Annotated in this window: 25 protein-coding genes and 1 pseudogene; 5 read left to right on the top strand and 21 right to left on the bottom strand. The window is 53.5% G+C overall.

All coding sequences use genetic code 11. From position 1 onward, the window contains the following. Positions 1-2: 2 nt before the first annotated feature. The 4 genes and pseudogenes from PYR66_10280 to PYR66_10265 all read right to left on the bottom strand — a co-directional run bounded on the left by PYR66_10280 (position 3) and on the right by PYR66_10265 (position 2,464). Positions 3-116: pseudogene (locus PYR66_10280) on the bottom strand (N-acetyltransferase). A 255-nt stretch (positions 117-371) separates the two neighbouring features. Then, complete coding sequence (arsC, locus tag PYR66_10275) at positions 372-797, bottom strand: glutaredoxin-dependent arsenate reductase (protein WEF30044.1); 426 nt, start codon at positions 795-797, stop codon at positions 372-374. 12 nt (positions 798-809) lie between these two features. Then, complete coding sequence (locus PYR66_10270) at positions 810-2,099, bottom strand: arsenic transporter (protein WEF30043.1); 1,290 nt, start codon at positions 2,097-2,099, stop codon at positions 810-812. A gap of 44 nt (positions 2,100-2,143) precedes the next feature. Then, positions 2,144-2,464, bottom strand: a complete 321-nt coding sequence (locus PYR66_10265; GenBank protein ID WEF30042.1) for a metalloregulator ArsR/SmtB family transcription factor — start codon at positions 2,462-2,464, stop codon at positions 2,144-2,146. Between the two features lie 85 nt (positions 2,465-2,549). On the opposite strand from PYR66_10265, the gene arsH reads away from it, so the two are divergent. Beyond that, a complete protein-coding gene (gene arsH / locus PYR66_10260; protein WEF30041.1) occupies positions 2,550-3,248 on the top strand; it encodes an arsenical resistance protein ArsH in 699 nt (232 codons plus the stop codon). A gap of 145 nt (positions 3,249-3,393) precedes the next feature. Here the strand turns inward: arsH and PYR66_10255 are convergent, their stop codons facing one another. The 5 genes from PYR66_10255 to PYR66_10235 all read right to left on the bottom strand — a co-directional run bounded on the left by PYR66_10255 (position 3,394) and on the right by PYR66_10235 (position 7,462). Next, a complete protein-coding gene (locus PYR66_10255) occupies positions 3,394-3,768 on the bottom strand; it encodes a VOC family protein (GenBank protein ID WEF30411.1) in 375 nt (124 codons plus the stop codon). Between the two features lie 260 nt (positions 3,769-4,028). Next, complete coding sequence (locus PYR66_10250) at positions 4,029-4,520, bottom strand: DinB family protein (GenBank protein ID WEF30040.1); 492 nt, start codon at positions 4,518-4,520, stop codon at positions 4,029-4,031. A 254-nt stretch (positions 4,521-4,774) separates the two neighbouring features. Then, positions 4,775-5,713, bottom strand: coding sequence for an alpha/beta hydrolase (locus PYR66_10245; protein ID WEF30039.1), 939 nt, complete (start codon positions 5,711-5,713; stop codon positions 4,775-4,777). Between the two features lie 38 nt (positions 5,714-5,751). Further along, entirely contained in the window at positions 5,752-6,507 is a 756-nt protein-coding gene (locus PYR66_10240) for an SDR family NAD(P)-dependent oxidoreductase (protein ID WEF30038.1), read from the bottom strand. A gap of 46 nt (positions 6,508-6,553) precedes the next feature. Beyond that, positions 6,554-7,462 carry an alpha/beta hydrolase gene (locus PYR66_10235; GenBank protein WEF30037.1) on the bottom strand — a complete coding sequence of 303 codons (909 nt, stop codon included), beginning with the start codon at positions 7,460-7,462 and terminating at the stop codon, positions 6,554-6,556. A gap of 114 nt (positions 7,463-7,576) precedes the next feature. On the opposite strand from PYR66_10235, the gene PYR66_10230 reads away from it, so the two are divergent. Next, positions 7,577-8,467 (top strand): LysR family transcriptional regulator, encoded by an 891-nt coding sequence (locus PYR66_10230; GenBank protein WEF30036.1) that lies wholly within the window; start codon positions 7,577-7,579, stop codon positions 8,465-8,467. 157 nt (positions 8,468-8,624) lie between these two features. Further along, a complete protein-coding gene (locus PYR66_10225) occupies positions 8,625-9,245 on the top strand; it encodes a LysE family translocator (protein ID WEF30035.1) in 621 nt (206 codons plus the stop codon). A gap of 353 nt (positions 9,246-9,598) precedes the next feature. Here PYR66_10225 and PYR66_10220 read toward each other — a convergent pair whose 3' ends face one another. From PYR66_10220 to PYR66_10210, 3 genes are all read right to left on the bottom strand, one after another. Further along, the gene (locus tag PYR66_10220; protein ID WEF30034.1) at positions 9,599-11,143 is read right to left on the bottom strand and encodes a PIN-like domain-containing protein; all 1,545 of its coding nucleotides are present in this window, start codon (positions 11,141-11,143) and stop codon (positions 9,599-9,601) included. Positions 11,144-11,960: 817 nt separating this feature from the next. Next, positions 11,961-12,629: an epoxyqueuosine reductase QueH gene (locus PYR66_10215; GenBank protein WEF30033.1), complete on the bottom strand. Its 669-nt coding sequence runs from the start codon at positions 12,627-12,629 to the stop codon at positions 11,961-11,963. Between the two features lie 220 nt (positions 12,630-12,849). Continuing rightward, on the bottom strand, positions 12,850-14,013 hold the full coding sequence (locus PYR66_10210) for a M20 family metallopeptidase (GenBank protein ID WEF30032.1): 1,164 nt from the start codon (positions 14,011-14,013) through the stop codon (positions 12,850-12,852). Between the two features lie 257 nt (positions 14,014-14,270). Between PYR66_10210 and PYR66_10205 the strand changes: the two genes are divergently transcribed. Further along, on the top strand, positions 14,271-15,470 hold the full coding sequence (locus PYR66_10205; GenBank protein WEF30031.1) for an MFS transporter: 1,200 nt from the start codon (positions 14,271-14,273) through the stop codon (positions 15,468-15,470). A gap of 61 nt (positions 15,471-15,531) precedes the next feature. Here PYR66_10205 and PYR66_10200 read toward each other — a convergent pair whose 3' ends face one another. The 8 genes from PYR66_10200 to PYR66_10165 all read right to left on the bottom strand — a co-directional run bounded on the left by PYR66_10200 (position 15,532) and on the right by PYR66_10165 (position 22,689). Then, on the bottom strand, positions 15,532-16,254 hold the full coding sequence (locus tag PYR66_10200; GenBank protein ID WEF30410.1) for an amino acid ABC transporter ATP-binding protein: 723 nt from the start codon (positions 16,252-16,254) through the stop codon (positions 15,532-15,534). Then, the gene (locus PYR66_10195) at positions 16,241-17,005 is read right to left on the bottom strand and encodes an amino acid ABC transporter permease (protein WEF30030.1); all 765 of its coding nucleotides are present in this window, start codon (positions 17,003-17,005) and stop codon (positions 16,241-16,243) included. Before PYR66_10195 ends, PYR66_10200 begins: the two co-directional genes overlap by 14 nt. A gap of 63 nt (positions 17,006-17,068) precedes the next feature. Next, on the bottom strand, positions 17,069-17,836 hold the full coding sequence (locus PYR66_10190; protein ID WEF30029.1) for a basic amino acid ABC transporter substrate-binding protein: 768 nt from the start codon (positions 17,834-17,836) through the stop codon (positions 17,069-17,071). A gap of 95 nt (positions 17,837-17,931) precedes the next feature. Then, positions 17,932-18,831 (bottom strand): MurR/RpiR family transcriptional regulator, encoded by a 900-nt coding sequence (locus tag PYR66_10185; protein ID WEF30028.1) that lies wholly within the window; start codon positions 18,829-18,831, stop codon positions 17,932-17,934. Next, a complete protein-coding gene (locus PYR66_10180; GenBank protein WEF30027.1) occupies positions 18,828-19,781 on the bottom strand; it encodes an ABC transporter substrate-binding protein in 954 nt (317 codons plus the stop codon). Before PYR66_10180 ends, PYR66_10185 begins: the two co-directional genes overlap by 4 nt. A gap of 15 nt (positions 19,782-19,796) precedes the next feature. Continuing rightward, positions 19,797-20,849 carry an iron ABC transporter permease gene (locus tag PYR66_10175; GenBank protein ID WEF30026.1) on the bottom strand — a complete coding sequence of 351 codons (1,053 nt, stop codon included), beginning with the start codon at positions 20,847-20,849 and terminating at the stop codon, positions 19,797-19,799. Then, positions 20,846-21,871 carry an iron ABC transporter permease gene (locus tag PYR66_10170; protein WEF30025.1) on the bottom strand — a complete coding sequence of 342 codons (1,026 nt, stop codon included), beginning with the start codon at positions 21,869-21,871 and terminating at the stop codon, positions 20,846-20,848. Before PYR66_10170 ends, PYR66_10175 begins: the two co-directional genes overlap by 4 nt. Further along, complete coding sequence (locus PYR66_10165; GenBank protein ID WEF30024.1) at positions 21,868-22,689, bottom strand: ABC transporter ATP-binding protein; 822 nt, start codon at positions 22,687-22,689, stop codon at positions 21,868-21,870. Before PYR66_10165 ends, PYR66_10170 begins: the two co-directional genes overlap by 4 nt. Positions 22,690-23,195: 506 nt before the next feature. On the opposite strand from PYR66_10165, the gene PYR66_10160 reads away from it, so the two are divergent. Next, complete coding sequence (locus PYR66_10160) at positions 23,196-25,268, top strand: TonB-dependent siderophore receptor (GenBank protein ID WEF30023.1); 2,073 nt, start codon at positions 23,196-23,198, stop codon at positions 25,266-25,268. 43 nt (positions 25,269-25,311) lie between these two features. Here the strand turns inward: PYR66_10160 and PYR66_10155 are convergent, their stop codons facing one another. Further along, on the bottom strand, positions 25,312-26,031 hold the full coding sequence (locus PYR66_10155; protein WEF30022.1) for a polyphenol oxidase family protein: 720 nt from the start codon (positions 26,029-26,031) through the stop codon (positions 25,312-25,314). Between the last annotated feature and the right edge of the window lie 28 nt (positions 26,032-26,059).

Raw genomic sequence — 26,059 nt, 5'->3', positions numbered from 1 at the left:
CGCTATCCCTGGAGTTTTATAGACATTTCCATACAGCGCAGTTCGGCCTGTGCAAGCGCGGATCGATACATGCTTTCCCGCACGAGTATGAAACCATGCTTCTCATAAAAAACCTGGTTTCGAATGTTCCAGCATTCTTCTGCCTCCACAGGCACAGCAAGTCTGATTTTTATCGCTTCTCCTTGAGCGTTTTTTCCTGCTAATCCTTACACTTATCATAAAAGTTCAAGTATCCCATCGAATTGGCTTGATGAGACAACCTCCGCTTCTGGCACGAAGCTGACAGGCTTGCTGGGCTAAAGGTCCGCGGTGGGTGAGGAACGGACGCCCGCATAGCGTAAACAAGCTCCCGATATTTTGAAGTGGACAGATTACTTAACCCGCCTCCCCGTTTCGTCAATGACCTTCTCGCCATCCTCTTTGGTAAACGCTCCTTTTTGACCTTCCGGTAGAATATCCAACACTGTTTCTGAAGGGCGGCAAAGACGAGTGCCAAGCGGCGAAACGACTATCGGGCGATTAATCAGGATCGGATGTTGAAGCATGAAATCAATCAACTGTTCATCACTAAATGTCTCTTCATCTAGACCCAGGCGTTCATAAGGCTCAACGTTTTTACGCAGCAAGGCGCGCACTGTAATCCCCATATCTGAAATGAGTTTAATAAGCTCATCACGGGTCGGGGGTGTATCGAGATAATAAATTATTGTCGGTTCGTTACCGCTGTTGCGGATCATCTCCAGCGTGTTGCGTGAGGTGCCACAGGCCGGGTTGTGATAGATGGTTATGTTGCTCATATCAATATCTCATTACAAAGTGACAGAGAGCCGCCACGCCAGCGCGGTCAGAGTGACAAACAGCACCGGCACAGTCATGACAATGCCGGTACGGAAGTAATATCCCCAGGTGATCGTCATATTTTTCTGGGCAAGCACATGCAGCCATAGCAGAGTTGCCAGACTGCCAATCGGGGTGATTTTCGGGCCTAAATCGCAGCCAATCACATTGGCATAAATCATTGCCTCTTTGACGACACCAGTCGCCGTACTCCCGTCAATCGACAGCGCGCCAATCAGCACCGTCGGCATATTATTCATCACTGATGAGAGAAATGCCGTCAAGAAGCCGGTGCCGAACGTCGCTGCCCATAACCCCTTGTCTGCCAGCAGATTCAGCACGCCAGACAGGTATTCCGTGAGCCCTGCATTGCGCAGGCCATAGACCACGAGGTACATACCAAGCGAGAAAATAACGATCTGCCATGGCGCACCGCGCAGGACTTTCCCGGTGTTGATGGCATGGCCTCTTTTCGCCACCACAAACAGCACTGCTGCGCCAGCCGCTGCTATCGCACTAACCGGGATCCCCAGCGGATCCAGAACAAAGAAACCGGCAAGCAACAATAACAGGACAATCCAGCCCGCTCTGAAGGTTGCCGGATCCTTGATCGCACTGGCAGGCGTCTTCAGCAACGAAACGTCATACGTTGCCGGAATATCCCTGCGGAAGAAGAGATGCAGCATGATCAGCGTGGCCGCAATCGCTGCCAGATTCACGGGCACCATAACGGAGGCGTACTGCGTAAAGCCCAGGCCGAAGAAGTCTGCCGAGACGATATTCACCAGGTTAGAAACAATGAGCGGCAGGCTGGCTGTATCTGCAATAAATCCTGCAGCCATGACAAAGGCCAGTGTCGTGCCCTGGCTGAACCCCAGTGCGAGCAGCATCGCAATCACAATCGGCGTCAGGATCAGCGCGGCACCGTCATTGGCAAACAACGCAGCAACAGCGGCACCGAGCAAGACTATCCAGGTGAACAGCAGGCGGCCACGCCCGTTCCCCCAGCGAGAGACGTGCAGTGCGGCCCATTCAAAGAAGCCAGACTCATCGAGCAGCAGGCTGATGATGATGACCGCAATAAATGCCGCTGTCGCGTTCCAGACGATATTCCAGACAGCGGGAATATCAGCGATATGGATGACACCGGTTCCAAGAGCCAGCACTGCCCCGATACTCGCGCTCCAGCCAATACTCAGGCCTCTGGGTTGCCAGATCACCAGTACCAGCGTCAGTAAAAATATACTCCCTGCCAAAAGCATCTCAGACTCCATCATATATGATTATGTAAATATGTTTTCCTGCCTCAGCACAAGGTGCTGGCTGATTTATCCAGCCATTCACGCACATCCTCCCGCATACACTGCCAGGACGTTGTGATTGTCTCAGCTGCCCACGCCGGTATGTGGGGTGACAGGCGGTAGTGGATCCATTTGCCTTCACGGCGGTCAAGAACCAGTCCAGTATCGCGAAGGATAGCCATATGTCGCGAGATTTTGGGCTGCGATTCGGAGGTGGCCGCGCAGATATCGCAGACGCACAGTTCACCGGCCCCCCGGAGAAGCATGACGATGGCGAGCCGTGTTTCATCCGACAGGATTTTGAAAAGCTGAACAGGTTGTAGCATTTATCACTCCGTTCCCTTTAGAATACACATATGTTAAATCATATATATTTATTTTGAAATCACCTGTTCTCTCCGGAGGAGAAAAATGGAACAATTTCCTGCCCTGAACACCGAATGCTTTGATCAACACATCGCGGAACGCCTGCACCTGCAGGAGCAGCCACGGATTCTGATCCTGTATGGCTCAGTAAGAGAGCGCTCCTACAGCCGTTTTGCCGCGGAAGAAGCTGGTCGCCTGCTGACGGCGATGGGCGCGGAGGTAAAACTCTTTAACCCCTCCGGTTTACCCCTGCCGGATGATGCGCCGGACACGCACCCTAAAGTCACCGAGCTACGCGGTCTGGTCAGATGGTGTGACGGGATGGTGTGGAGTTCTCCGGAACGGCACGGGGCTATGAGCGCAGTTATGAAGGCGCAGATTGACTGGATACCCTTAAGTGAAGGCGCGGTTCGTCCTTCGCAGGGCAAAACACTTGCGGTAATGCAGGTCTGCGGCGGTTCTCAGTCCTTCAATGCAGTGAACCAGATGCGTATTCTGGGCCGCTGGATGCGGATGTTTACGATCCCCAACCAGTCCTCCGTAGCCAAGGCATGGCAAGAGTTCGACGAAAACGGACGAATGAAACCCTCATCCTGGTATGATCGTATCGTCGATGTAGCAGAAGAATTGTTCAAAATTACTTTGTTACTTAAAGGCCATGTTGAATATCTGGCAGACCGATACAGCGAACGAAAGGAAAGTCATCAGGAACTCTCATCCCGCGTTAATCAGGAAAAAATATAAAGTCTTTCCTTATGAAAACACGTGGTATGTATTCAGCAATGACCGCTTCCGGCACGCAGCGGACACGTAAACAGGGCTAAAAGTCCGCTGTGAGCGAAGATCGGATATTTGGCCTGAAGGAAGGCGGTAGCAGGATTTATTAGGGTTATGCCCAAGCCTTGTTTTGGACAACGACCCTATATCCGTCGTGGTCAACAAAGGTTTTTCCGTTAACGTCCCAGTAAGGATTGAATGACGTTGTCACTCTGAAACCAGCATCGATCATTCTTTCACAGGTATGAGCCCATTCATCTTCATCCGAATAATAAAGAACGAGTAGATCCTCTTTAGTGTGTAAAGGTTGAATGGGATGGTTTTGGCAAAAGGTAAATTCTATGTGCCATCTCAAGTCTTCCCGCCCTAACATTATTCCATTAAAACCGTCATGATCGTCGAATTCAGCAATTTTATGTAGACCCAGCCCTTGGCTGTACATCAGAAAAGATCCTTCGAGATTGGTGACCGGTTTAGCAATACGCATATGTGTAAACACCTGAGACTCTCCCCGCAAAGACAGTGCGTTAACGTTGAAATCCCGCTTGAGTCTACAGACAATCATTTTTTTCATTTGTCCATAAGAGCCTCCGTGATGCCCAGTTCAGTTTTGTTACAAGATCATGGGTCGGAGCTAAAGGTCCGCGGCGAGCGAGGAGCGGACACTCCATGACTTTCATTTATGCACTTACTTTTTTTGAGTAAAGGCTCAATGAAGTTATAAATTTGCATGCCCCTGCCAGTTGTTTACTCGTGGTTATGGTCTCTTAGAAAAACGGTCAGTACGTCTTTCGGCGGGGTTACACCACTTTCTGAAAGTAGCCAACCTACTGCGCCACGATGATATGTCCCGTGAAACAGCACATGATTGAGCATATCGACCGCCTTCATCTCACCATGTCCGCCATCGACAAACTGGAATTTAATTGTTTCCGCAAGGTCAACGAGGGACATGAAATTGACATGTTGAATATACCAGTCTGTACATTCTGTCATCGTTATCAGAAGCTCATCAGCAGAGGGGGTCTCTGGCGTGTTCAGTGCGGTGTAGACATGCTTCTGTCCGGTAATGTTAGCCTTGAAGATCATATCAACCACATGTATGTGATTCATCAATCTGAGCGTCAGATGGCGTTTTTCCGCATTTACAGACGCATCGATTCTTTTAATCGCTTGTAGTGTTTCAATATCTATCCAGCGCTTGTATCTAAACAGCGTAATTATTGTGTTAGTATCCATACGTCACCCCTTTTATACATTTTATTATCATATCAGCAACAAAAAGGACTCTCTACTAACTCCCGCTTCTGGCACGAAGCTGACGTTTACTATGCTCTGCAGGATGGCGCGACAGCTGGATTATTATTTCAGAGATTAGCGCTGACTTTTTTCTCGCATCCAGGCAGCAGAATGAGGCAAATTTTTAACACCCGGCCATGGCTTGCACGGCCGGGTAATGGCTAAGAATGCGCGTAAATAAAAGGTTATGCCACTTATGCGCCTAAATGTTTATTAAAGAATGGAATAATCTCCGACAGCGCTTGTGCCGTCGCTTCCGGACGATCATACAGATCATAGTGAGATACCCCTTTCACAACCTGCAGCGTTTTCTCAACGGAGCGTGCGCGCTGATAAAGTTCATAACCGTCGCGATAAGAACCGAAACCGCCAGGAACATCGCCAATAACAATATGTAATGGCTGTATCAGTAACTTTTCCGTAAAGGCAAAAGCATCCCAGTTTAAGGCCGGTGCGGTGCTGGTAAGTCTCAGTTTGTTAGGCGAGCCTGGCTTTTGCCCACGTGGGGTCGTGTAGTAATCAACTGCCTCAATGAGGTCGATATCGTTGATGTGCGCATTCGCCAGTGCTTCTGCATTGTCAGGAATATAACCGACAACAAGAGCAGCGGCTCCCCGAGCTTCAGCAGTGCGCTGTTTACCCAGCGCGTCAATCGTTCTGAGCGCGGCATCCGGACTGGAATCCCCCTCACGCATAATGCGCCCATAATTGGCGGCAACCACGGTGGCAACGGCTTTGAAACGGTGATCAATGGTGGCGGCGCTGACGGCATATCCACCGCCACCACACACGCCTAAAACCCCAATACGATCTTCATCTACGTAGGCTAAAGTCACCAGATAGTCTATCGCGCAGCGAAAGTCTTCCACGCGGGTGGATGGGTTTTCGCTAAAGCGTGGTTCCCCCTCGCTTTCGCCCTGGGTCGAGGCATCGAAAGCAAGAGTAATAAATCCCGCTTCAGTCAGCTTCTGGCCGTAGACTGCGCCGGATGTCTGTTCTTTACAACTGCTAATAGGATGGGCGCAAACAATCGCCGGGTATTTCTGGCTGGCATCAAATCCCTCAGGTAAGCGGAGAGTGGCGGCAACTTGCCAGCTGTTGTGCCGGAATGAAACGGCTTGTTCATGAGACATAGCAGGAGTTCCTCAAGTTAATGGCGACGTTCTGAGCATTAATGCGGGACGTTAATGTAAGGATAAACGGGTGACTTAAGCATCAACTGGCGGTCGGCATTGACGATGCCTACCGTACTGTCGCTGTCAAACAGTTGCCATGTGTATTCCGCCAGCTTTTCCGCGGTAATAAATGAGTCCTCGGCAAACAATCCATCGCCACTGATGCCACCATGGTCTGAAGAATGAGTAACGAATTCACTCTGTGTTGGACCTGGCGCGATCACTTTTGCCCGCATTTTTTTGCCCTGGTCACGCAGATTCTGCGCCAGCCCCTCGGTAAATGCGGCGACAAAGAACTTAGTCGCGCAGTAGGTAACGGCGATATCAAAGAGTGAATAACCGCCGACGGATGACACATTAATCAGCGTCGCCTCCCGATCGGCATAATCCCGGGTATACAGAAGGGAGAGCGTGGTCAGGGCCTTAACATTTAAATCCAGCATCCGGGTCGCTTTCGCTAAATCGATATCCCAGGGCATGGAGAAATCGCCAAACCCTGCATTATTGATAAGCATGACAAGCTCGAAATCAGCCAACTGGCGATACAGGTGTTCTGCCTGGCCTTCCTGCGCCAGATCGCACGGTTTTGCGATGACCTGCACCGCATACCGGCTTTCAATATCCTGTTTAAGTTTCTGCAATTCGTCCTCGCGTCGGGCGGTGATAATCAGGTTGTAGCCGCGGGAAGCGAACTGATAGCTAAGGGCTTTGCCGATGCCTGAACTGGCGCCGGTGATAAGGGTATATTTCATGATGACGTTCTCTGGTCAGTGGTAGCCCGGTGGGCAAGGCGTAGGTCTACAGATTTTCTGCGAAGAAAGAGACAAATTTGCCTGTCGCTTCCGACACATATTCAGGCTGGTCATACATGGCGATATGGGTAGCACCATTAACGATATGCAGGTTTTTATTCTGGCTTGCGGCTCGCTGATAAATCTCTTCCGTCATCCAGCGCGTTCCCGCCTCGCTGCCCGCGATTACCAGCATGGGCTGAGTCAGAAAAATATCGGCGAGGTTGAAGGCATCGTAGGTAACCAGTTGCGCAAGGCTGCGGGTAGTGAGCCGACTCGGCGCATTGCGATGCATTGCCCGTGGCGTGCGATAGTATTCATAAGCTTCTGCAAAATCTCTGTTTGGCGCCTCCGCCATGGAGTTTGGGGTGGTGGGCAGATAGCCAGTGGCTGCGCCTTTTGCCTCCGCAGTACGTTGTTCCGCTGCCATTTGCAGAAGTTCAAGGGATGATGCAGGCTGCTGATTGCCTTCCCAGCCCTGGCGATACATGTCGCCATAGTTAACGGCGCTGACGGTGCCAAGTGCTTTAATTCGGCGATCCATCATGGTGGCGTGAATGGCATAGCCGCCGCCAGCGCAGATGCCAACGACGCCGATTCGCTGCTCATCGACGCAGTGCTGAGCCACCAGATAGTCTATAGCCGCGCTAATGTCTTCCACCCGGTGGTATGGGTTTTCAAGCTGACGAGGCTCCCCGCTGCTTTCCCCCTGATAAGCAGCATCAAACGCCAGGGTAATGTAGCCATGGCGCGCCAGTTTTTCAGCATACAGGCCCGACGTTTGTTCTTTAACGCCGCCGCTCGGATGAACGACCACAATAGCTGGATAGCATGCGGATTCGTTGAAATTCTCGGGCAGGAACAGATTCCCCGCCATGGTGATTTCGGCATTGGTAAAGCGAATGGATTTCATCATTTTCTCCCCCCGGAGTCGACGTGTGTTGTGACGGTGAAATGATGATAGAACTGGACAGTTCATTTGATTAGTAGGGATAATTCGATGTCAGTTATTAGCGTGGCTTATTAATCAATGAAAGAGAATCTTAACGACCTGATCACTTTCCTGACGGTTATTCAGGAGGGAAGTTTCACGCGGGCGGCAGTGAAATCAGGGACATCCCAGTCGGCGGTAAGTCAGACTATCGGGAACCTTGAAGCGCGTCTGCAACTAAAATTACTCAACCGCACGACGCGGAGCCTGACTCTGACGGAGGCGGGAGAGCGTCTGGCACAGTTGATTGGCCCGGCTATCGAAGAAATTTCTAGCGGTCTTGATCAGCTTGCTGAGTTGCGGGATAAACCCGCGGGCAAAGTACGTATATCCGCCGATGAATACGCTATCCAGCAGGTTCTGTGGCCGAAACTGGCGCCGGTTTTGAAGAACTACCCTGATATTCACCTGGAACTGATCACTGATTATGGCCTGGTTGATATCGCCAAAGAGCGTTTTGATGCCGGCGTACGGCGAGGTGGCCTGATAGCTCAGGATATGGTGGCCATTCCGATTAGCGCGGAACACCGTATGGTGGTCGTAGCCTCGCCTCAGTGTCTGCAGGAACAGGATTTCCCGACAACTCCCGCGCAACTGCTGACGCTGCCGTGTATCAATTTACAGTTACCCACTCATGGCCAGAATTTGCCGTGGACGTTTTTAATTAATGGGCAAGAGCAAAAGTTGCGCGTTCAGGGGCAGGTTATCGTTAATGGCATCAATCAGGTTCATCAGGCATCTCTTGACGGTTACGGGCTGGCCTATGTTCCGCAGGCATTAGTGCAGGATGATATCGACTCAGGCCGACTGATCTCCGTTCTGGACGACTTCACTATCACTTTCCCGGGATATTATCTGTATTACACCAGTCGGCTGAAATCCTCAGCTGCGTTTAATATCATTGTTGAAGCGCTGAGAATGCCCGCATGACCAACGTTCAGCAACCCGTCCACGGCAGTAATGTAGCGGACAGAAAGTACGGCCATAAAGTCCGCTGTGAGTGAACAGCGGACCCTTAACAAATAATATTTTATGAATTGATTGTAGGGAACGAAATGATTAGCATCTGCTCTTTCGGATAAAGAAAATGACTGTTAACGATTCCCTCTTCGCATTCTCTCTCGCAGCACTGTTACTTACCCTGACTCCCGGCCTCGATACGGCACTTATTCTGCGCACCGCTTGTGCTGAGGGCGGCAAAAAGGCTTTTCATGCTGCGCTTGGCATTGATGCTGGCTGTTTTGTATGGGGGGCACTGGTTGCGTTAGGTCTTGGCGCTCTTCTGGCGGTTTCAGAGATGGCTTACACTGTGCTCAAAGTTTGCGGTGCGGTCTACCTGTGCTGGCTGGGCTTACAACTGCTGCTACGTCCCCGATCATCTTTCAGTGCTGGCGATGACAACAGCGGTTCTCAGGGGAGATGGTTTATCAGAGGAATGCTGGGGAATGTGCTCAATCCTAAAATGGGCATTTTCTATGTCTCTTTTTTGCCGCAGTTCATACCTGCCGGTCACTCTCCTTTTATATGGACATTTATCCTGGTCAGCATCCACGTTGCGATTGGGACTATTTGGTCACTCACACTGATCCTATCCACGCATTTTGCGTCAGCCGTATTGAAGAAACGTCGCGTTGTTCGGGTGATGGATAGAGCCACAGGCGGCTTATTTTTATGCTTCGCGGCTAAACTCGCTATGAGCACGAGATAGCCCTGGACTGGCTGTAAATGCCCGCTTCTGGCACCGAGCGGACCGCCGCAGTGCTGTCGGGCAGCTTTGGGCGAGGAGCGGATATTCTGTAATGGATTATCTGGCAAAGTCTCTCTTTGAGAACTCCATTATTAGGACAGCCTCTACCAGTTTAACTGGCTGCAGCATTAGCCCCTTTCCGTTAGACATATGGTGGGAATCGGATCCTCGAGATTCGATATACGTTAACTGGTAAAAAATAGCTCAGAGAACTTTGAAAAACCGCCTTACAGCGCGGTTTTCCTTTAGTGAAAAAGGTCTTCTCCTAAGTAAGGATGAATCAATTAATTGCGAAACCTTTCAAATCAACAAGCTTAATTATTGTCATCTTCACTATTTTGGTCATTATCATCCGCGTTATTTTTTTTATTTGAATGCTTATGACTTTCTTTTAAGTGGATATCTTCCTCGTCGCTACCAGCACTCTTCATCTCGTCCCTGTATCCTAGAGAGCGTTCTAAATCCAATAGAGATCGGTTTATGGCTTCTTCCCGTTCCAGCAGACTTTTAACACCGAAGCTACGTCTTATGGCTTCTTCCTGCTTCAGCAGGTTTTCAACGCCTAAGCTACGTCTTATAGCTTCTTCCTGCTTCCGCAGACTTTCAATGCCTAAGCTACGTCTTATGGCTTCTTCCCGCTCCCAAATGCTGTCATAGCCTAAGCTACGTCTTATAGCTTCTTCCTGCTTCCGCAGACTTTCAACGCCTAAGCTACGTCTTATGGCTTCTTCCCGCCCCCGAGTACTGTCAAAGCCTAAGTTACGTCTCATGGTTTCGTGTATATCTAGATATTCTTTTAAAGGAACACCATCTTCCATTTCGCTTTCTTCACTACTATCGATTTCATCGCTAGCATTATTATTTGATATTAAAGTGTGGCTACCAATTAAATCTGATGTGTCAGTGCTAACAGAATTAATAATAACACTTGAGCTTGCTTTCTTTACATCATCAAAGGATTTTTCATCTACTTTTGTTCCAAGATACACAACTGCATCCTTTAAAAAATCGACGGTGTCATACATTTTAAATGTATCCACCCCTGTAAGCGAATAGAACTCGCTTTGTAATTTTTCTTGTGGACCAATGATTTTATCCCCAACTCCATACCACCAATCATTTTTCTTATCATCTGTAATAAAAACAACGTTCTTTATCTCTACCTTTGACGCCTCCTTTATAAGTTGCTTCCAAATTATAAGATCACCAAATTTACTCTTATAATTCAAATTCATATAAGTGAAATCAGAGGAACCCCCATCTTTACCTGCGTCTTTGAAACCAGGTGGGATCTTATTCGAAAATCTAATCTCCCCTTCTTCATATATTGCGTCTAGCTCACTTTGGGTAAATGATTGCCCAACCTTACCAGAAAGTATAGAATCTAGTTTTTTCCTTATCTCATCACTTGACCTTACGTCTGGCTTAAGTTTTTTTTGTTCTTCAAAGACCCCATTAACAAAATCATCACACAGCGAATTGAACTTCAACAAAAAGTCATCAAGTGATTTATGGAGATCGGGTAATTTTTTTGCTATCCCTAAGTTTTGAATGATTTCAACATTTATTTGATTATTGAATTTATTGAAAACATTAGTTATTTTTGTAAAATTACCTCTTTCTCTATCTATAACATCAAGCCTCCTTTTTTGATACTCTAAAGCTACATGATTAGGCACCCAAAGATTTTTTTTTATCTTTTCAAGGACGGAAAACAAATCAAGTTTTGTTTTTTCAGTATATGAGTAAATGTTAAGGTAAACATTCGTATCAAATACAAATATAGTATTCTGGGAATTCCAGATAGCCTCTAAGGCAGCACCATTTGGATTATAGAATCCCTTAAATCCATCTTTCATCAGATCACCTAAATAAATTCATTAGTTTATCGAGTTGTTTTTTATCCACTCACTGACATTACGTCCCAATCCAATCCAGGATGCCCCTTGAGTGGTTTTCATTACCAATAACTTATCGTCACCATCTATGAATTCAGAAAGAGAGTCCCTAATTTGAGAGGATGATTCGTCTGTTATAATTATCCAAACAGACTCCAATGGGTGAGCCCATTTTCTGTAAGACTTGATCTTATCTATAAGTGGCGAATAGTCCCTTCTGTTAACTAGGTCATAAGTCACTATATAACGAGCCATAATTAAAACCTTTGCAGTTGAATTTAAAATACATAAAAATCAATTTAATATAACTTAATCGTTAAAGACAGGAATGTTATTAGCAGATTTCACTTCCCTGATCTTCATTCACCATAACATCTTATCACTTCAGAGGCCTTCAGCGCATTTTAACTGTAAAAACCCCGTAATGCCCATCCTTCCCCGTGAAAAACTCCATAAAAGCTCTGAATATTTTTACAGGCCTTAATCATTATACCCAAGATCTCCCCATATTTTAACTAACCGTTGTGTTAGCAATGCCCGCTTCTGGCACCGAGCGGACTAGCTGAAGGTCTGCTATGAGCGTGAAGCGAACGCTCCGGTAAAAAAATGAAGCGTTATTTTCGGCCATCTAATGACTACAAAAACCGCTGTTAGTCTCGCAATGCGCATACCATTGCGGGCATTGATGGCATGCTCGTTAATCTTAATGGCCTGCAAGTTACGGTTGACGTACTGTATACAGAAACGCGGCCACGCCCCGGAGGGCATGACATAAAAATCAGCCCTGCCCGTCTTCTTTACCGTAGTAAAGCTGGCCAATCTTGATAAGAGGACGGCCTTGGGATTTGCGGTGCAGGTTGCTGTCACGCAGTGAATAAACGCAGCCGCAGTATTCCTGCTGATAGAACTGCTCGCGTTTGCTGATTTCAATCATGCGGGACGAACCGCCCTGCTTGCGCCAGTTATAATCCCAGTACACCATGCCCGGATAATGCGCGGCGGCTCGCTGTCCGCAGTCGTTGATCTGCTGCATATTCTTCCAGCGCGAAATACCCAGCGAACTGCTGATCACGCTGAAACCATTTTCAGCCGCGTACAGCGCAGTCCGCTCAAAACGCATGTCAAAACACATGGTGCAGCGGATGCCACGCTCGGGTTCCCACTCCATGCCTTTGGCGCGCTCAAACCAGTTGTCCGTGTCGTAATCTGCGTCGATAAACGGTACGCCGTGCTGTTCAGCAAAGCGAATATTCTCATCCTTACGAATCAAATATTCTTTCTGAGGATGAATGTTTGGGTTGTAGAAGAAGATGGTGTAGTCGATTCCCGAGGCTTGGATCGCCTCCATCACCTCACCGGAACATGGAGCACAGCAAGAGTGCAACAGCAGTTTAGCTGCCCCGTTCGGGAGTTCCAATGTAGGGCGTTTGAAATCAGCAGCGGTCATAAATGTATTCGTTGGGGTAATGAGACTTGCAAGGAGTGTAGCATCAGGGCAGTGCTATCGGGAATAGCGGTACAAATCTAGCAATGTCTGATCCTGGCACTTACCCACCAAACTAAAGCAACAAGGATGTCATTCCCGGGTTCTGAACGCCAGCTATCTGCCGACGTTCACCCATTATCTCCGCGAAACCTGAGAACCTAACACGGCGCGGCTTTTCATCTTAAGCCTGCCTGGCGGGCAGCAGCTTTTCCACCAGCGCCGCCCACAGCGCCACGCCGGGCGCCAGCAGGTCGTCGTTGAAATCATAACGGGCGTTATGCAGAGGTCTCGACGGCGTCTCGCCGTCGGTGCCGATCCAGAAATAAGCCCCCGGACAGACGTCCAGCATGCAGGCAAAATCCTCCGACGCCATTGAAGGATTGATTTGCCAACGCACCGCCGCGTCGCCCAGCGCCTCCAGCGCGACCTCGCACACCTTCAGCGCCTCTTGCTCATCGTTTTTGGTCACCGGATAACCCGGATACCACGAAATGTGACCGTCAACGTCAGAAACCTGCGGCTGCGTCTGCACATACTGCTCGATCAAGGTTTTCACCCGCTCGCGCACCGCATCACTCAGGCAGCGGAAGGTGCCGCGCAGCACCACCTGGTCCGGCAGCACATTGATCGCCTCGCCGCCGTTAATCTGGGTAATACTGACTACCGCGGAGTCCTGTGGCGACAGGCGGCGTGAAGGGATGGTCTGTAACGCCATGATCAGCTGCGCGGCGGCGACGATGGGGTCGGCGCCGCTTTCCGGCATCGCCGCGTGGCAGCTTTTGCCGGTCAGCGTAATTTCGAAAGCGTCGAGGGAGGCCATCATCGCCCCGGGATTCACCGCGACATGCCCAAGCGGCAGCCCCGGCCAGTTGTGCAACGCATAAATGGCATCCATCGGGAAGCGTTCAAACAAGCCGTCCTCCACCATTTTACGCGCGCCGCCGAGGTTCTCTTCCGCAGGTTGAAACACAAAGCGCACGGTACCGCTAAAGCGGCGAGTCTGCGCCAGATGCGCGGCAGCGGCCAGCAGCATCGCGGTGTGGCCGTCGTGGCCGCAGGCGTGCATCACTCCCGGATGACGCGAGCGATATTCCACCTCCCCCTGTTCCGCGATCGGCAACGCATCCATGTCGGCGCGCAGGCCGATAACCGGCCCGGGTCCGTTCTCAAGCGTCGCGACCACCCCGGTACCCGCCAACCCGCTGTGAACCTGGAGGCCAAACGAGGTCAGCAGCTCGGCGACCCGACGCGAGGTCTCCCGTTCCTGATACCCGAGCTCCGGGTGAGCATGAAAATCGCGACGCCAGCCGATAGCCTCGGCAATCAGTGAAGACGATACCGCCATGTCCTGTTCCTTTCATTACTGAATGAGTTGTCCCCGTCCTGCGGCTCACAGGCGGCACTCTTCGTTATATCCTTTCGCCCCCTGCGCTGACAACTTCAGCGACGGTGATTTTTGCCAATTTGCCAGCGAATCGTTTTATCAAGACCAAAAATAGTAGCAATTTCAGCGGTGACTTCCGTCAGCTGATTAATTATCATGCAGTCTGGTCGGCATATTGCCGGATTATCCACCTGCAACCTTCCGTTATCGGGAACCCAATGTTTAACCCAGACCAGAATCGCTTAGCGCCCACGCTGGCGATGATCATGGCCGCTTCACTTGTGGGATTTATCACCGGCTATACGGTGCCGTTAATCAGCCTTGAGCTGGCGCAGCAGCAAGTTGCTCCGCTTTATGTCGGCCTGCTGGCCGCGCTGCCGCCCGCCGGTATGATGCTCTCTTCTTTCCTTTCTCCCGCGCTGTGCCGCCGTTTTGAGATGGGCACGCTGCTGAGCGTCAGCCTGATCCTGCTGGCGCTGGCGACTATCGCCTCCTGCTTGACCACAGATATGGCAATGCTGCTGGCGCCGCGTCTGCTGACCGGCCTGGCCTCCGGGGTCATTATCGTGCTGGGAGAAAGTTGGATCACCGGCGGCGCGGCGGGCAGCAATCGCGCGACCCTCACCGGTATATATGCGTCGGCCTTCACCGGCTGCCAGCTCGCCGGGCCGCTGCTGATTTCCGTCGGCCCCGCCTGGCAACACTGGGCGCTGATAGCGATTGTCGTCATTACCGCCGTCTGTCTGCTGATGCTGCGTCACCTGCCGAGCGGCAGCCGCGAAAGCCTCGCCGAACGCGCCAGCTGGCGCAGCCTGGGCGCTTTTCTGCCGGTACTGGCCTCAGGGGTATTTTGCTTTGCCTTCTTCGATGCCAGCATCCTCGCCCTGCTGCCGCTGTACGGGATGGATAAAGGGTTAAATGAGGCCATGGCGGTCCTGCTGGTCACTGTAGTATTAACCGGCGATGCCATGTTCCAGGCGCCGCTGGGCTGGATTGCCGACCGCTTCGGCATCCGCCGCATACACCTCGGCTCCGCGGTTATTTTTAGTCTTTCGCTGCTGGCGCTGCCGTTTATGCTGGGGTCGCGGGTACAGTTGATGGCTATCTGTCTGCTGCTTGGCGCGGCGGCGGGCGCGCTCTACACCCTGTCGCTGGTGCGGGCGGGTAAAACCTTCAGCGGGCAAAAGCTGATTATGATTAACGCCCTGTTCGGCTTTTTCTGGTCCGCCGGTAGTGTGGCCGGGCCGATCGTCAGCGGGATGTTAATCAGCGTTTCCGGCTATGACGGGCTGATCATCACCTTATTCGCCAGCGGCGTGCTGTTCCTGCTGATCCAGTGTCTGAGCAAGAATGAAAAAACGCTGCTTGCCAATGAGCAGGAAGCAGAGATGGACGAGGCGACAGAAACCGCGCAGTAGTGGTGAGAGTCGGTGAATGAATCACGGGCTGGCGGATTGCGCCAGCCCGTTTTACTTTTAGCTACAGCACCTTGCTGAGGAACGCGGCGGTTCGCGGATTGGTCGGCGCGCTGAAGATCTGCGCCGGTTTGCCCTCTTCCTGAATCACGCCCTGATCGATGAAAATCACCCGATCGGCTACTTCACGGGCAAAGCCCATTTCATGGGTCACGATAACCATGGTCATCCCTTCGCTGGCGAGATTTTTCATGACTTCCAGCACGTCGCCCACCAGTTCCGGATCCAGCGCCGACGTCGGCTCATCAAATAGCATGATCGACGGTTTCATCGCCAGCGCACGAGCAATCGCCACCCGCTGCTGCTGGCCGCCGGAAAGACTGGATGGCCAGGCGTCGCGCTTATCGCTCAGGCCGACTTTCGCCAGCAACTCTTCCGCCAGATGCTGCGCCTGCTGACGCGGCATGTTGCGCAGGTTCATCGGCGCCATCATCAGGTTTTCCAGCACCGTCATATGCGGGAACAGGTTGAAGCGCTGGAACACCATACCGACGCTTTCGCGCATTTTATTGAGATCGGTTGTCCGGTCGTGGGCGGCAAAGCCGTTCACCACCACCTCGCCTTCGCTGACGGTTTCCAACGCGTTCATACAGCGCAGGAAGGTACTTTTGCCGGAACCCGACGGCCCGATGATACACACCACTTCCTGCGGTTTAATATCGCAACTGATGCCGCGTAGCACGTGGCTGTCACCAAAGCGCTTATGTAAATTATTAATGTGAATCACTTTTGCCAAACCTCTTTTCCAGACGGTTAACCAGCTGCGCCAGCAGGAAGGTAATCACCCAATAGACCAGCGAGATCGTCAGGTAGGGTTCCCAGTAGGTAGCGTAAGCGCCGGAGACGGTACGCGCGGCGTAGGCCAGATCGGCAAGGCCAATCGCCGAGGCCAGCGACGAGTCTTTGACAATAGCGATGGCGTTGTTGCCAAGCGGCGGCAGGATACGGCGAAACGCCTGCGGCAGGATCACCTTGCGCATGGTTTTCCACCACGGCATACCCAGCGCGCGCGAGGCTTCCATCTGCCCTTTGTCGATAGACTGGATCCCGGCGCGGAAAATTTCCGACACGTAGGCCCCGGCATTGAGGGTAATCGCCACGATACAGGAGAGGAACGCCCCGTAGTTGGCGCGCAGCTCGCGGGCGAAATCAGCGCTCATGATGCCGCCGCTGACCAGTAAACCATCACGCGGGTTAATAAACAGCGGCACCAGCGCAAAGTGCACCACCATGATCTGCACAAACAGCGGCGTACCGCGGAAGGCGCTGACGTAAAAGCGCACCGGAAACTGCACCAGATAGCGCAGAATATATTTCCACGGCCCGTGTTCCGCTTTCGCCATTCGCCCCAGGCCGAGAGTTAAGCCCCACAGCGTCCCGAGAATCACGCAGATGATGGTACATTTTATCGTCATCAAGGCGCCGTCCATAAACAGCGGACCGTACTCCTCGATGATCTCCCAACGGAATCCCGTCATAGTTCCTTCCTAAAAAATACGGCTATCGCCTGGGCGATAGCCGCGGTCACTGAAAAATGTGTGTTATTGCGCTGGCAGCGTCGGCACGTTGTCGTCGAACCAGGTTTTATAGATTTTGGCGTAGGTGCCGTCGGCAACGATTTTCTGCAGCCCGGCGTTGATTTTGCCCAGCAGCTCGCTGTTGCCTTTGGCGACGGCGATACCGAAATACTGGCGCTCAAATTTGGCGTCCGGTACCAGCTTGAACTGCTTTTCCGGGTGCTGCTTGATGTAGTATTTCACCACACCGACATCGCCAACCGCGGCGCTAACGCCGTCTTCAAACAGCTCCTGCAGCATCAGCGGCGTATTGTCGAAACGTTTAATAGAGGTGCTGTTTTTACCCAGCTCTTGCGAGACCACGATGTCGCCGGTGCTGGAGTTCACCACCCCGACCTTTTCGTTTTTCAGCGCCGCCAGCGAGCTCACCTTCGAACCTTCCGGCACCACGATCGACTGTTCGGCCGGGAAGTACGGCGCAGAGAAATCCACCATCTGTTTGCGTTTATCGGTGATGGTAATACCGGAGATGATAATGTCGCGATCGCCGGTCCCCAGGGTGGCGAAGATCCCTTCCCATGGGGTGTTGACCAACTTCACGTCAAAACCTTCCGCTTTGGCGATCGCTTTGATAATGTCGATATCAAAACCTTCAAGCTGCTTTTGACTATTTTCAAATTCAAACGGACGATAGGTGCCGCCGGAACCCACGGTATAGGTTTCCGCTGCCGCCTGTCCGGCTCCCGCCAGCGCTGCCATCATAAAACACGCTTTGAGTAAATTCTTGACCATGGGACACCCTTTTTATGCAGTTATTTTGCATAAAAATACACACACTCAGCATGGCATGCAACCGGAAAGCGTACCGTCAGTGGATTATCTTTTATTCAGCCCCGTTTACCGCCGGATTTGCCAATAGCTCGATGCAATTCATTGATTCGTTTCATCGATTTGACCGTCTTTTGCGGCACGGTCGAGGCGACGGACAACACCATCATTTCCAGACACACCAGTACCGTACCGTGCAACGGCACCCGTCCATTATCGCCGCCGCGCGGCACCTCAATCACCACCTGCGCCTCCTGGCTAAAACGCGAATCCACCGCCTGAGTGAGTAAAATCGTCGGGATCCCCAGCCGTCGCGCCTCACGCAGCGTGGTCATTCCTTCGCGGTGCGGTGATTTTTGTCCCATCATAATCAGCACATCGCCGCGTTGCAGGCTGATAAGCTGCTCGGCAAGGCTAAAGCCGGTGCGGTTGAGCGTATAGGAGGGTAAGCCAATACGGCTAAACAGGCGCGCGGTGTACTCGGCGAGGATCCCCGACGCGCCGATGCCGAAAATCCCGACCTGGCGCGCATCGCTGAGCAACGCGACGGCTTGGGCCACCGCCGCGCGGTTATCCGGGCGCGCGAGCACTTCGCAGGCACGCTGATGCCCCTCCAGCACAAAATCGATGCTGGAATTCACGTCGCAGGAGAGCGCTTGCACCGTCGAGCGCATTTTTTCCGACGAGGTGACAGAGGGGCCGAACCAGCGCTCCATGGTCTCTTTCAGTTCACGTAACCCGGCAAAGCCCAACGCCTGAATCGCCCGCACCACCGTGGCGTCTGAGGTATGGGTGGCGGTGGCGATCTCCATTGCCGTTCGCTCCAGCACCACTTCGCGGTTATCGTTGATATAGCTCGCCACTTCGCGTAATCGCGGCGAAAGCTGGTGTGCGCGGGCGCGAAAGCGTTCGCCGAACAGATCGACTTTGCCCTTCTCCTTTTTCACTGCCGCTTTCATTTTAACCCCGCCGGAATCGGCCGCCCGGCAATGTGCGACTGCACCTGCGCCACCATCAACGTCAGCGCGGCAAATGAATTGGAGATCACCTCTTCGCGCGGCAGCAAAATATAATGCCCGGTGCGGCAGGCGCGCATAAAGTCGCACCAGCCCGGCATCACCGCCTCCATCGCCTGTCGTTCATCCTGCGGTTTACCGCCGGTATCCGAGCGCCAGGTGGCGAAGACAAAATCAGCATCCAGATCCGGTAACTGTTCGGCGCTGACATCAATCCGCTGGCCATCGGGGATGTTGTCAATCAACGGCGGGAAGCGGAAACCGGCATCCCGCAGCACCCGTCCCAGCGCATGGTAAGAGTGATGTACCGTCACCTTGCCGTTATTGGCCTGAATCACCGAGACGGTATATTGCTGCGGGTCGACCGTCGCCTTTAACTGCTTAATTTGTTCCTGATAGCGACGTTCAAGCACCGCCAACCGCGCCTGGCTGCCGGTAAGCTGCGCCAGTTTGCTGTAGATCCGCGGCGCGCTGCCCTGTAGATGGTCGATGCTGACCGTGGGCGCGATTTTCGCCAATTGCTCCACCGACACGTGGCGGCTGGGCTCGGTAATAATCAGGTCGGGCTTTGCCGCCGCCACCGCTTCGAGGTCAATATCGGCGGTGCCGATAAAGCGAATATCGCTATTGTCGAAATCAATGCCGGTCAACTGGGCGCTGGAGCGCAGATAGTGGCTACCATCCGCTCGCGTCCGCCCGTGACTGGCTATCGGCGGCACCCCAAGTTCGATCAGCGGAATGGTAATATCGAGATCGTGCATCGATACGATGCGCTGTGGATGCAGCGGCACAGTCACAACCCGGCCAAGATCATCGGTAAAGGTTTGAGTTTGCATGTCGGCGGCGCTGGCAACACCCGCCAGCAACAGCAGAAAAGAGACGAACCAACGCATAATTATCCTTGCCATTTACAGGGCATCACGACGACGCCACAGCAACAAAATAAAAAACGGACAACCGACCAGCGCGATGACGATCCCCGCCGGGATTTGCAACGGCGCAAACGCCAGCCGCCCGATAGTATCCGTGACCAATACCAGCAACGCGCCAATCAGCGCGCTGCCGCACAGCAGCGCCACCTGACCGCCGCGCAGGACGAACCGCGCCATATGCGGCGCCATCAGGCCGACAAACCCCAGGCTGCCCACGCAGGACACGCTAGCTGACGTCAGCACTACCGGCGCGAAAAAACGCAGCAGCGTGAGCTGCTGCAAGCGCACGCCAAGACCGATGGCGGTACGGTCGCCGAGTAGCGCCGCATCCGCCGCGCGGGCGGTGCAAAACAGTATCAGCGCGCCGGGCAGCGCCCAACAACATGCCACAGCCAGCAGCGGCCAGGTTGCCGCATGCAGGCTGCCCGCCAGCCAGATCATCGCCGTCTGGACGTCGCGCACATCGGCGGTGGTCATAAAAATGCCGACCGCCGCCGCTAACGTCCACGACACGCCGATGCCAATCAGAATAAAACGCGGACGCGAGCAATCGCGCGCCAGCGCCAGTACCAGCAGCGCCACCAGCGCGCCGCCGAGCATCCCAGCCAGCGGTCGCCACGCCAGCCCCAGCGCCGGGAAAAACAGAATCAGCGCCAGCACCACAATGCTGGCGCCCTCTTTAACGCCGATAAGACCGGGGTCCGCCAACCCGTTGCGAGTGATGCTCTGCATCGCCGCGCCAGCCAGACCAAGCATGGCGCCGCACAACAACGCCATCAGGATCCGCGGCAGACGGATATCAAACAGGATAAAACGCGGCTGCTCACCAAGCTGTTCTGGCGCCAGCAGCGCGCGAGCCAGCGCCGAAGACGGCAGCGGAAAGCTGCCGCGGCTGAGGCTATAGAGCCCCAACGCCAGCAACGTCAACAGGATGATGGCGGCGATTTTTAATGCTGCCGGGCGCAGCAGCAGGTGTGCCGAGGCCAATGCCAGCGGCCGAAAACCCGCGCGGTGAACGGCGCGTTTCATTTAAAAAACCTCGCGGCGATAAAGATAAATAGCGGCGCGCCGACCAGCGCGGTCATCGCTCCGGTAGCCAACTCCTGCGGCGCGACGAGGGTGCGAGCGGCAATATCCGCCAGCAGCAGCACCAGCGCGCCCACCGGTGCCGCCAGCGGCAACGCCAAACGAATGTCTTCGGTCACCAGGCGACGTACCACGTGCGGCACCACCAGTCCCACGAAGCCAATCGGCCCTGCAATCGCCACCGCTGCGCCGCACAGCAGCGCAATCGCCAGCAACCCCAACAGCCGGGTTTGGGCAATATTCACCCCAAGCCCCAGCGCCACCTTATCGCCCAGCGCCAGCACATTGAGTCGCGGCGCGATCAGCAACGCTACCCCCAATCCCACCAGCGCCGGGGCCAGCGCGGCCCGCAAAGTGAACCAGTTCAATCCGGCCAGATCGCCGGCAAGCCAGGTACGCATCGCCAGCAGCGTTTGTTCGTCAAGAATGAGAATCGCCGCCGTCACCGCCGACGCAAACGCGGAGAGCGCCACGCCGCACAGCGTAATACGCAACGGCGTCGTCCCGCCGCGCCCGGCGGAGGCCAGCAGCATCACGCCGCCAAACAGCAGCGCCGCGCCGCAGGCGGCGGTCAGCGGACGCCCCCAGGCGAATCCACCCAGGGACACGCCCAGCGCCGAGGCGGCGACCACCGCCAGCGAAGCTCCGGCGTTGAGCCCAAGGATATGAGGTTCGCCGAGCGGGTTGCGAACCACCGTTTGCAGCAGCAACCCGGCGACGCCGAGCGTCGCGCCGGTCAACAGCGCCGCCGCCAGCCGCACCAGACGCAAATCGACAATAATCCGGTGGTCGAAGTTGCGCGGGTCGTATGCCAACAGCGCCTGCAGTACGGTTTGCGGGGCAATCCAACGGGCGCCTAAACCAAGATGAATCAGGGAACCGCCGATAAGCAGCAGCGTCAGTAGCAACAACACCAGCCGGGGGCGGGTATGACGCCGGGCGGCGTGCAGTACGGCGGCGCTCATGCGTTAACAACCTGGCTTGCGCGAAACGGCATAAAGAAAGGTTTACCGGTTTGCGGGTTGATCGACATCTGCACATCCACATCAAAGACGTCTTTAATCAGCTCAGGGCTGCAGGTTTCGTTTTCGGCGATGGTGCCGGCAATCCGCCCCTGCTTGAGAAAGACCAGCAAATCGGCGTAGTTCACCGCAAAGTTAAGATCGTGCAGCACCGTGACCACCGTGCGGCCATGTTGGCGGGTCAGGGTTTGCAACAGTTCAAGAATATCGACCTGATAGCGCAGATCGAGCCAGGTGGTGGGCTCATCGAGCAAAATGGTTGCCGTTTGTTGGGCCAATGCCATCGCAATCCAGCAGCGCTGACGCTGGCCGCCAGAGAGGCTATCAACCGGCAGGTGGGCGAATTCGGCGGTACCGGTTAAGTGCAGCGCCTCTTCCACCGCTTGCTCATCCGTCCCGGACCACTGGCGCATCAGCCCCTGCCACGGATAGCGGCCGCGCGATACCAGTTCGAATACCGTGAGTCCTTCCGGCGTCAGCGGCGATTGCGGCAGAATGCCCAACTGGCGGGAGACGGCTTTCGTCGGCATAGCATGAATGGATTTACCGTCCAGGCGTACGCAGCCGCCGAGCGGTTTCAGCATCCGGGCGATGGTCGATAACAGCGTGGACTTGCCAGAGCCGTTGGCCCCAGCGAGCACCGTCATTTTACCGCTGGGGATCGTCAGATTGATGTCATCAACGATCAGGGTCTGGCCGTATCCAGCCGACAGGGTATCCAGTACGATCCCCTGCTCTGCAGGGTTCACCCGCTGTGGCATAACTCGCTCCTGCGCCGCAGCGTACCGGCATCAGGCCTGGACGTTCTGCAGTCAAATCAAAATAAATCTCATTCTCTTTTGATCATGAATGGGATGAATGTAGTAGTCAATACTCCCCTTCACCTTCATTGCATTGTGCTGACTACAGCGATCGCGCGTAAGACAAGATTTATTAAAATCAAATATTATCAATATGATAAATACCATTCCCCCTCTACAACAAGCGCCCGACCTGCCCGATTACCGCACAATGATTTTTTATCTTACATAACATTTACTACTACATTCCTTCGTGATTGAATGATTCTCAATTACATATCTAATAGCGCATTCAGACGCTTAACAGATAGGTTTTATTTTTTAGGGCAATGATTTTATTGGCTTTATCTGACCGCAAAGGCAGATTCGTTCACGAGAAACAAATAATGACTCAACCCCATGTCGCCTTCACGACGTTGAAAGGGCGTGCGCTTTTTTCGCTTCTTTTTTTAGCCTCTCCGGGATTAATGGCTGCGGAAACGAACGCGGAGAAGGATAAAAAGGACGCTGGAGACACCATCACCGTCGTCGCTGGCGGCGGGCAGCAGAGCGCCACCAGCGGATATCAGCCGCTGAGCTCTTCTACCGCGACGCTGACTTCGATGCCGATACTGGATATTCCGCAAGTGGTGAATACCGTCAGCGATCGGGTGCTGGAAGATCAGCACGCCACCTCTTTGGATGAGGCGCTGTATAATGTCGCCAACGTCGTACAGACCAATACGCTCGGCGGCACCCAGGATGCCTTTACCCGCCGCGGCTTCGGCGCGAACCGCGACGGCTCCATTATGACCAACGGCCTGCGTACCGTGCTGCCGCGTAGCTTTAACGCCGCCACCGAACGGGTAGAAGTGCTAAAAGGTCCGGCCTCGACGCTGTACGGCATTCTTGACCCCGGCGGGCTGATTAACGTCGTCACTAAACGTCCACAGCGCCAGTTCTCCGGTTCTATCTCCGGCACCTCCAGCAGCTTTGGCGGCGGCACCGGCAGCTTCGACGTCACCGGGCCTATCGAAGGCACCCGCCTTGCTTATCGCCTGATCGGCGAATACCAAAATGAAGATTACTGGCGTAATTTCGGTAAGAACAAAAGCAGCTTTATCGCCCCTTCCCTGACCTGGTTTGGCGATAGCGCAACCATCACCGCGTCGTATTCACATCGTGATTACAGCGCGCCCTTTGACCGCGGGACGATCTTCGATCTCAATACCGGCCACGCGGTCAACGTTGACCGGAAAACCCGTTTTGATGAAGCCTTTAATATTACCGATGGCTATTCCGATATCGCCCAGCTGAATGCCGAGTATCGCCTTAACGAGGCCTGGACCGCGCGTTTCGACTACAGCTACAGCCAGGATCACTACAACGATAATCAGGCCCGCGTGATGGCCTATGATTCGGCGACCGGCAACCTGACCCGTCGGGTCGATGGTACTCACGGCTCGACGCAAAAAATGCACTCTACCCGCGCCGACCTGCAGGGCAACGTGGTGGTCGGCGGTTTTTATAACGAAGTGCTGACCGGCGTCGCCTACGAGAATTACGATCTGCTGCGCACCGACATGCTGCGCTGTAAGAACGTAAAAGGCTTTAATATTTATCACCCGGTGTACGGCACCCTCGATACCTGCAATACCGTCTCCGCCTCGGATAGCGATCAGCGTATCAAGCAGGAAAGTTACGCAGCTTACGTGCAGGACGCGCTGTATCTGACCGATAACTGGATTGCGGTCGCTGGCCTGCGCTACCAGTACTACACCCAGTACGCGGGCAAAGGACGTCCGTTTAACGTCAATACCGACAGCCACGATGAAAAATGGACGCCGAAGGCGGGCCTGGTTTACAAAGTGACGCCAAACATGTCGCTGTTTGCCAACGTTGCCCAGTCGTTTATGCCGCAGTCGTCGATCGCCAGCTACATCGGCGAGCTGCCGCCGGAAGAATCCACGTCTTACGAAGTTGGCGCTAAGTTTGACCTGTTAGACGGCATTACCGCCAATATCGCGCTTTTTGATATTCACAAACGCAACGTGCTGTACACCGAAAGCATCGGCGACGAGACGGTGGCGAAAACGGCAGGCAAGGTCCGCTCGCGCGGCGTGGAAGTGGATCTGGCGGGTTCACTCACCGACAACCTTAGCGTCATCGCCAGCTACGGCTATACCGATGCTAAGGTGATCGACGATCCGGATTATGCCGGTAAACCGCTGCCAAACGTGCCGAAGCACACCGGTTCGCTGTTCTTAAGCTATGACATTCATAATGTCTATAACAGCAACACCCTGACCATCGGCGGCGGCGGCCACGCGGTGAGCAAACGTTCCGGCACCAACGGCGCGGATTATTATCTGCAGGGCTATGCGGTCGCTGACGTTTTTGCGGCCTATAAAATGAAGCTGCAGTATCCGGTTACGCTGCAGATGAATGTGAAAAACCTGTTTGATAAAACCTATTACACGTCGTCCATTGGCACCAATAATCTCGGTAACCAAATTGGCGACCCGCGCGAGGTGCAGTTCACCGTAAAAATGGATTTCTGATCCCGCATGCGCGGATGGCGGCCGCCGCCATCCGCATTTTATCTTATTCGCGCATAATCCATGAATACTGGAAGGTTTTCGGCGCCGGGAAATGGGTGCGCCGCCGGTAGGAGCCCAGCGTTTCTGGCGTGCAATAGGTGCAACTGCCCAGCCATTCGGTATTCTCCTCCGGTACCCCGGTCTGTTGCAGCACCAATTGCGCCAGCGCGCGTAAATCGAACCATAAATTGTCGCTGCCGGTCGCTTGCGCTTTTCCTGTTTCAGGCGGGGTTAACCGCTGATGAAACAACCGCTGACTGTACCGTTTGACCAACTCGCCCGCAGGCATGGTCAATAGCGTCTGGTAAAACGCCGTGGAGACTTCGTAACAGCAGGCGTGAATATGTGGCCCGCAGACCACCACGATCTCTTCCATCGCTACCTGATGCTGACGAAACAGCGCCAGGCTATTTTCGATGATGCCGCTGGCCGCACCACGCCAGCCGGCATGCACGCTACAAACGTAGCGCCCATCGCGCGAGGCCAACAACAACGGTAAACAATCGGCGGTCACTACGCCGACCTTTTGTCCAATAACCGAGGTAAATACCGCATCGGCATGGGGGCGTTCAGGCAGCGGCGCCTGATAGTGATGGACGATATTGCCATGCACCAGCTTAACCGGCGCCATGTCGTTGTAGGGAAACGCGGCGGTTTCGTGCACATCAAGAAAAGCGTAGCGGATACCGGGAATATCACTTAATAAGCGGGATGGATAAGACATAGCGGCGATGAGAATGAATTTATAATCA

The organism is Klebsiella aerogenes, from assembly GCA_029027985.1.
GTDB lineage: Bacteria > Pseudomonadota > Gammaproteobacteria > Enterobacterales > Enterobacteriaceae > Klebsiella > Klebsiella aerogenes_A.
Note: the sequence above shows the minus strand (reverse complement) of the source record. Positions and strands in the feature narration are given on the sequence as shown.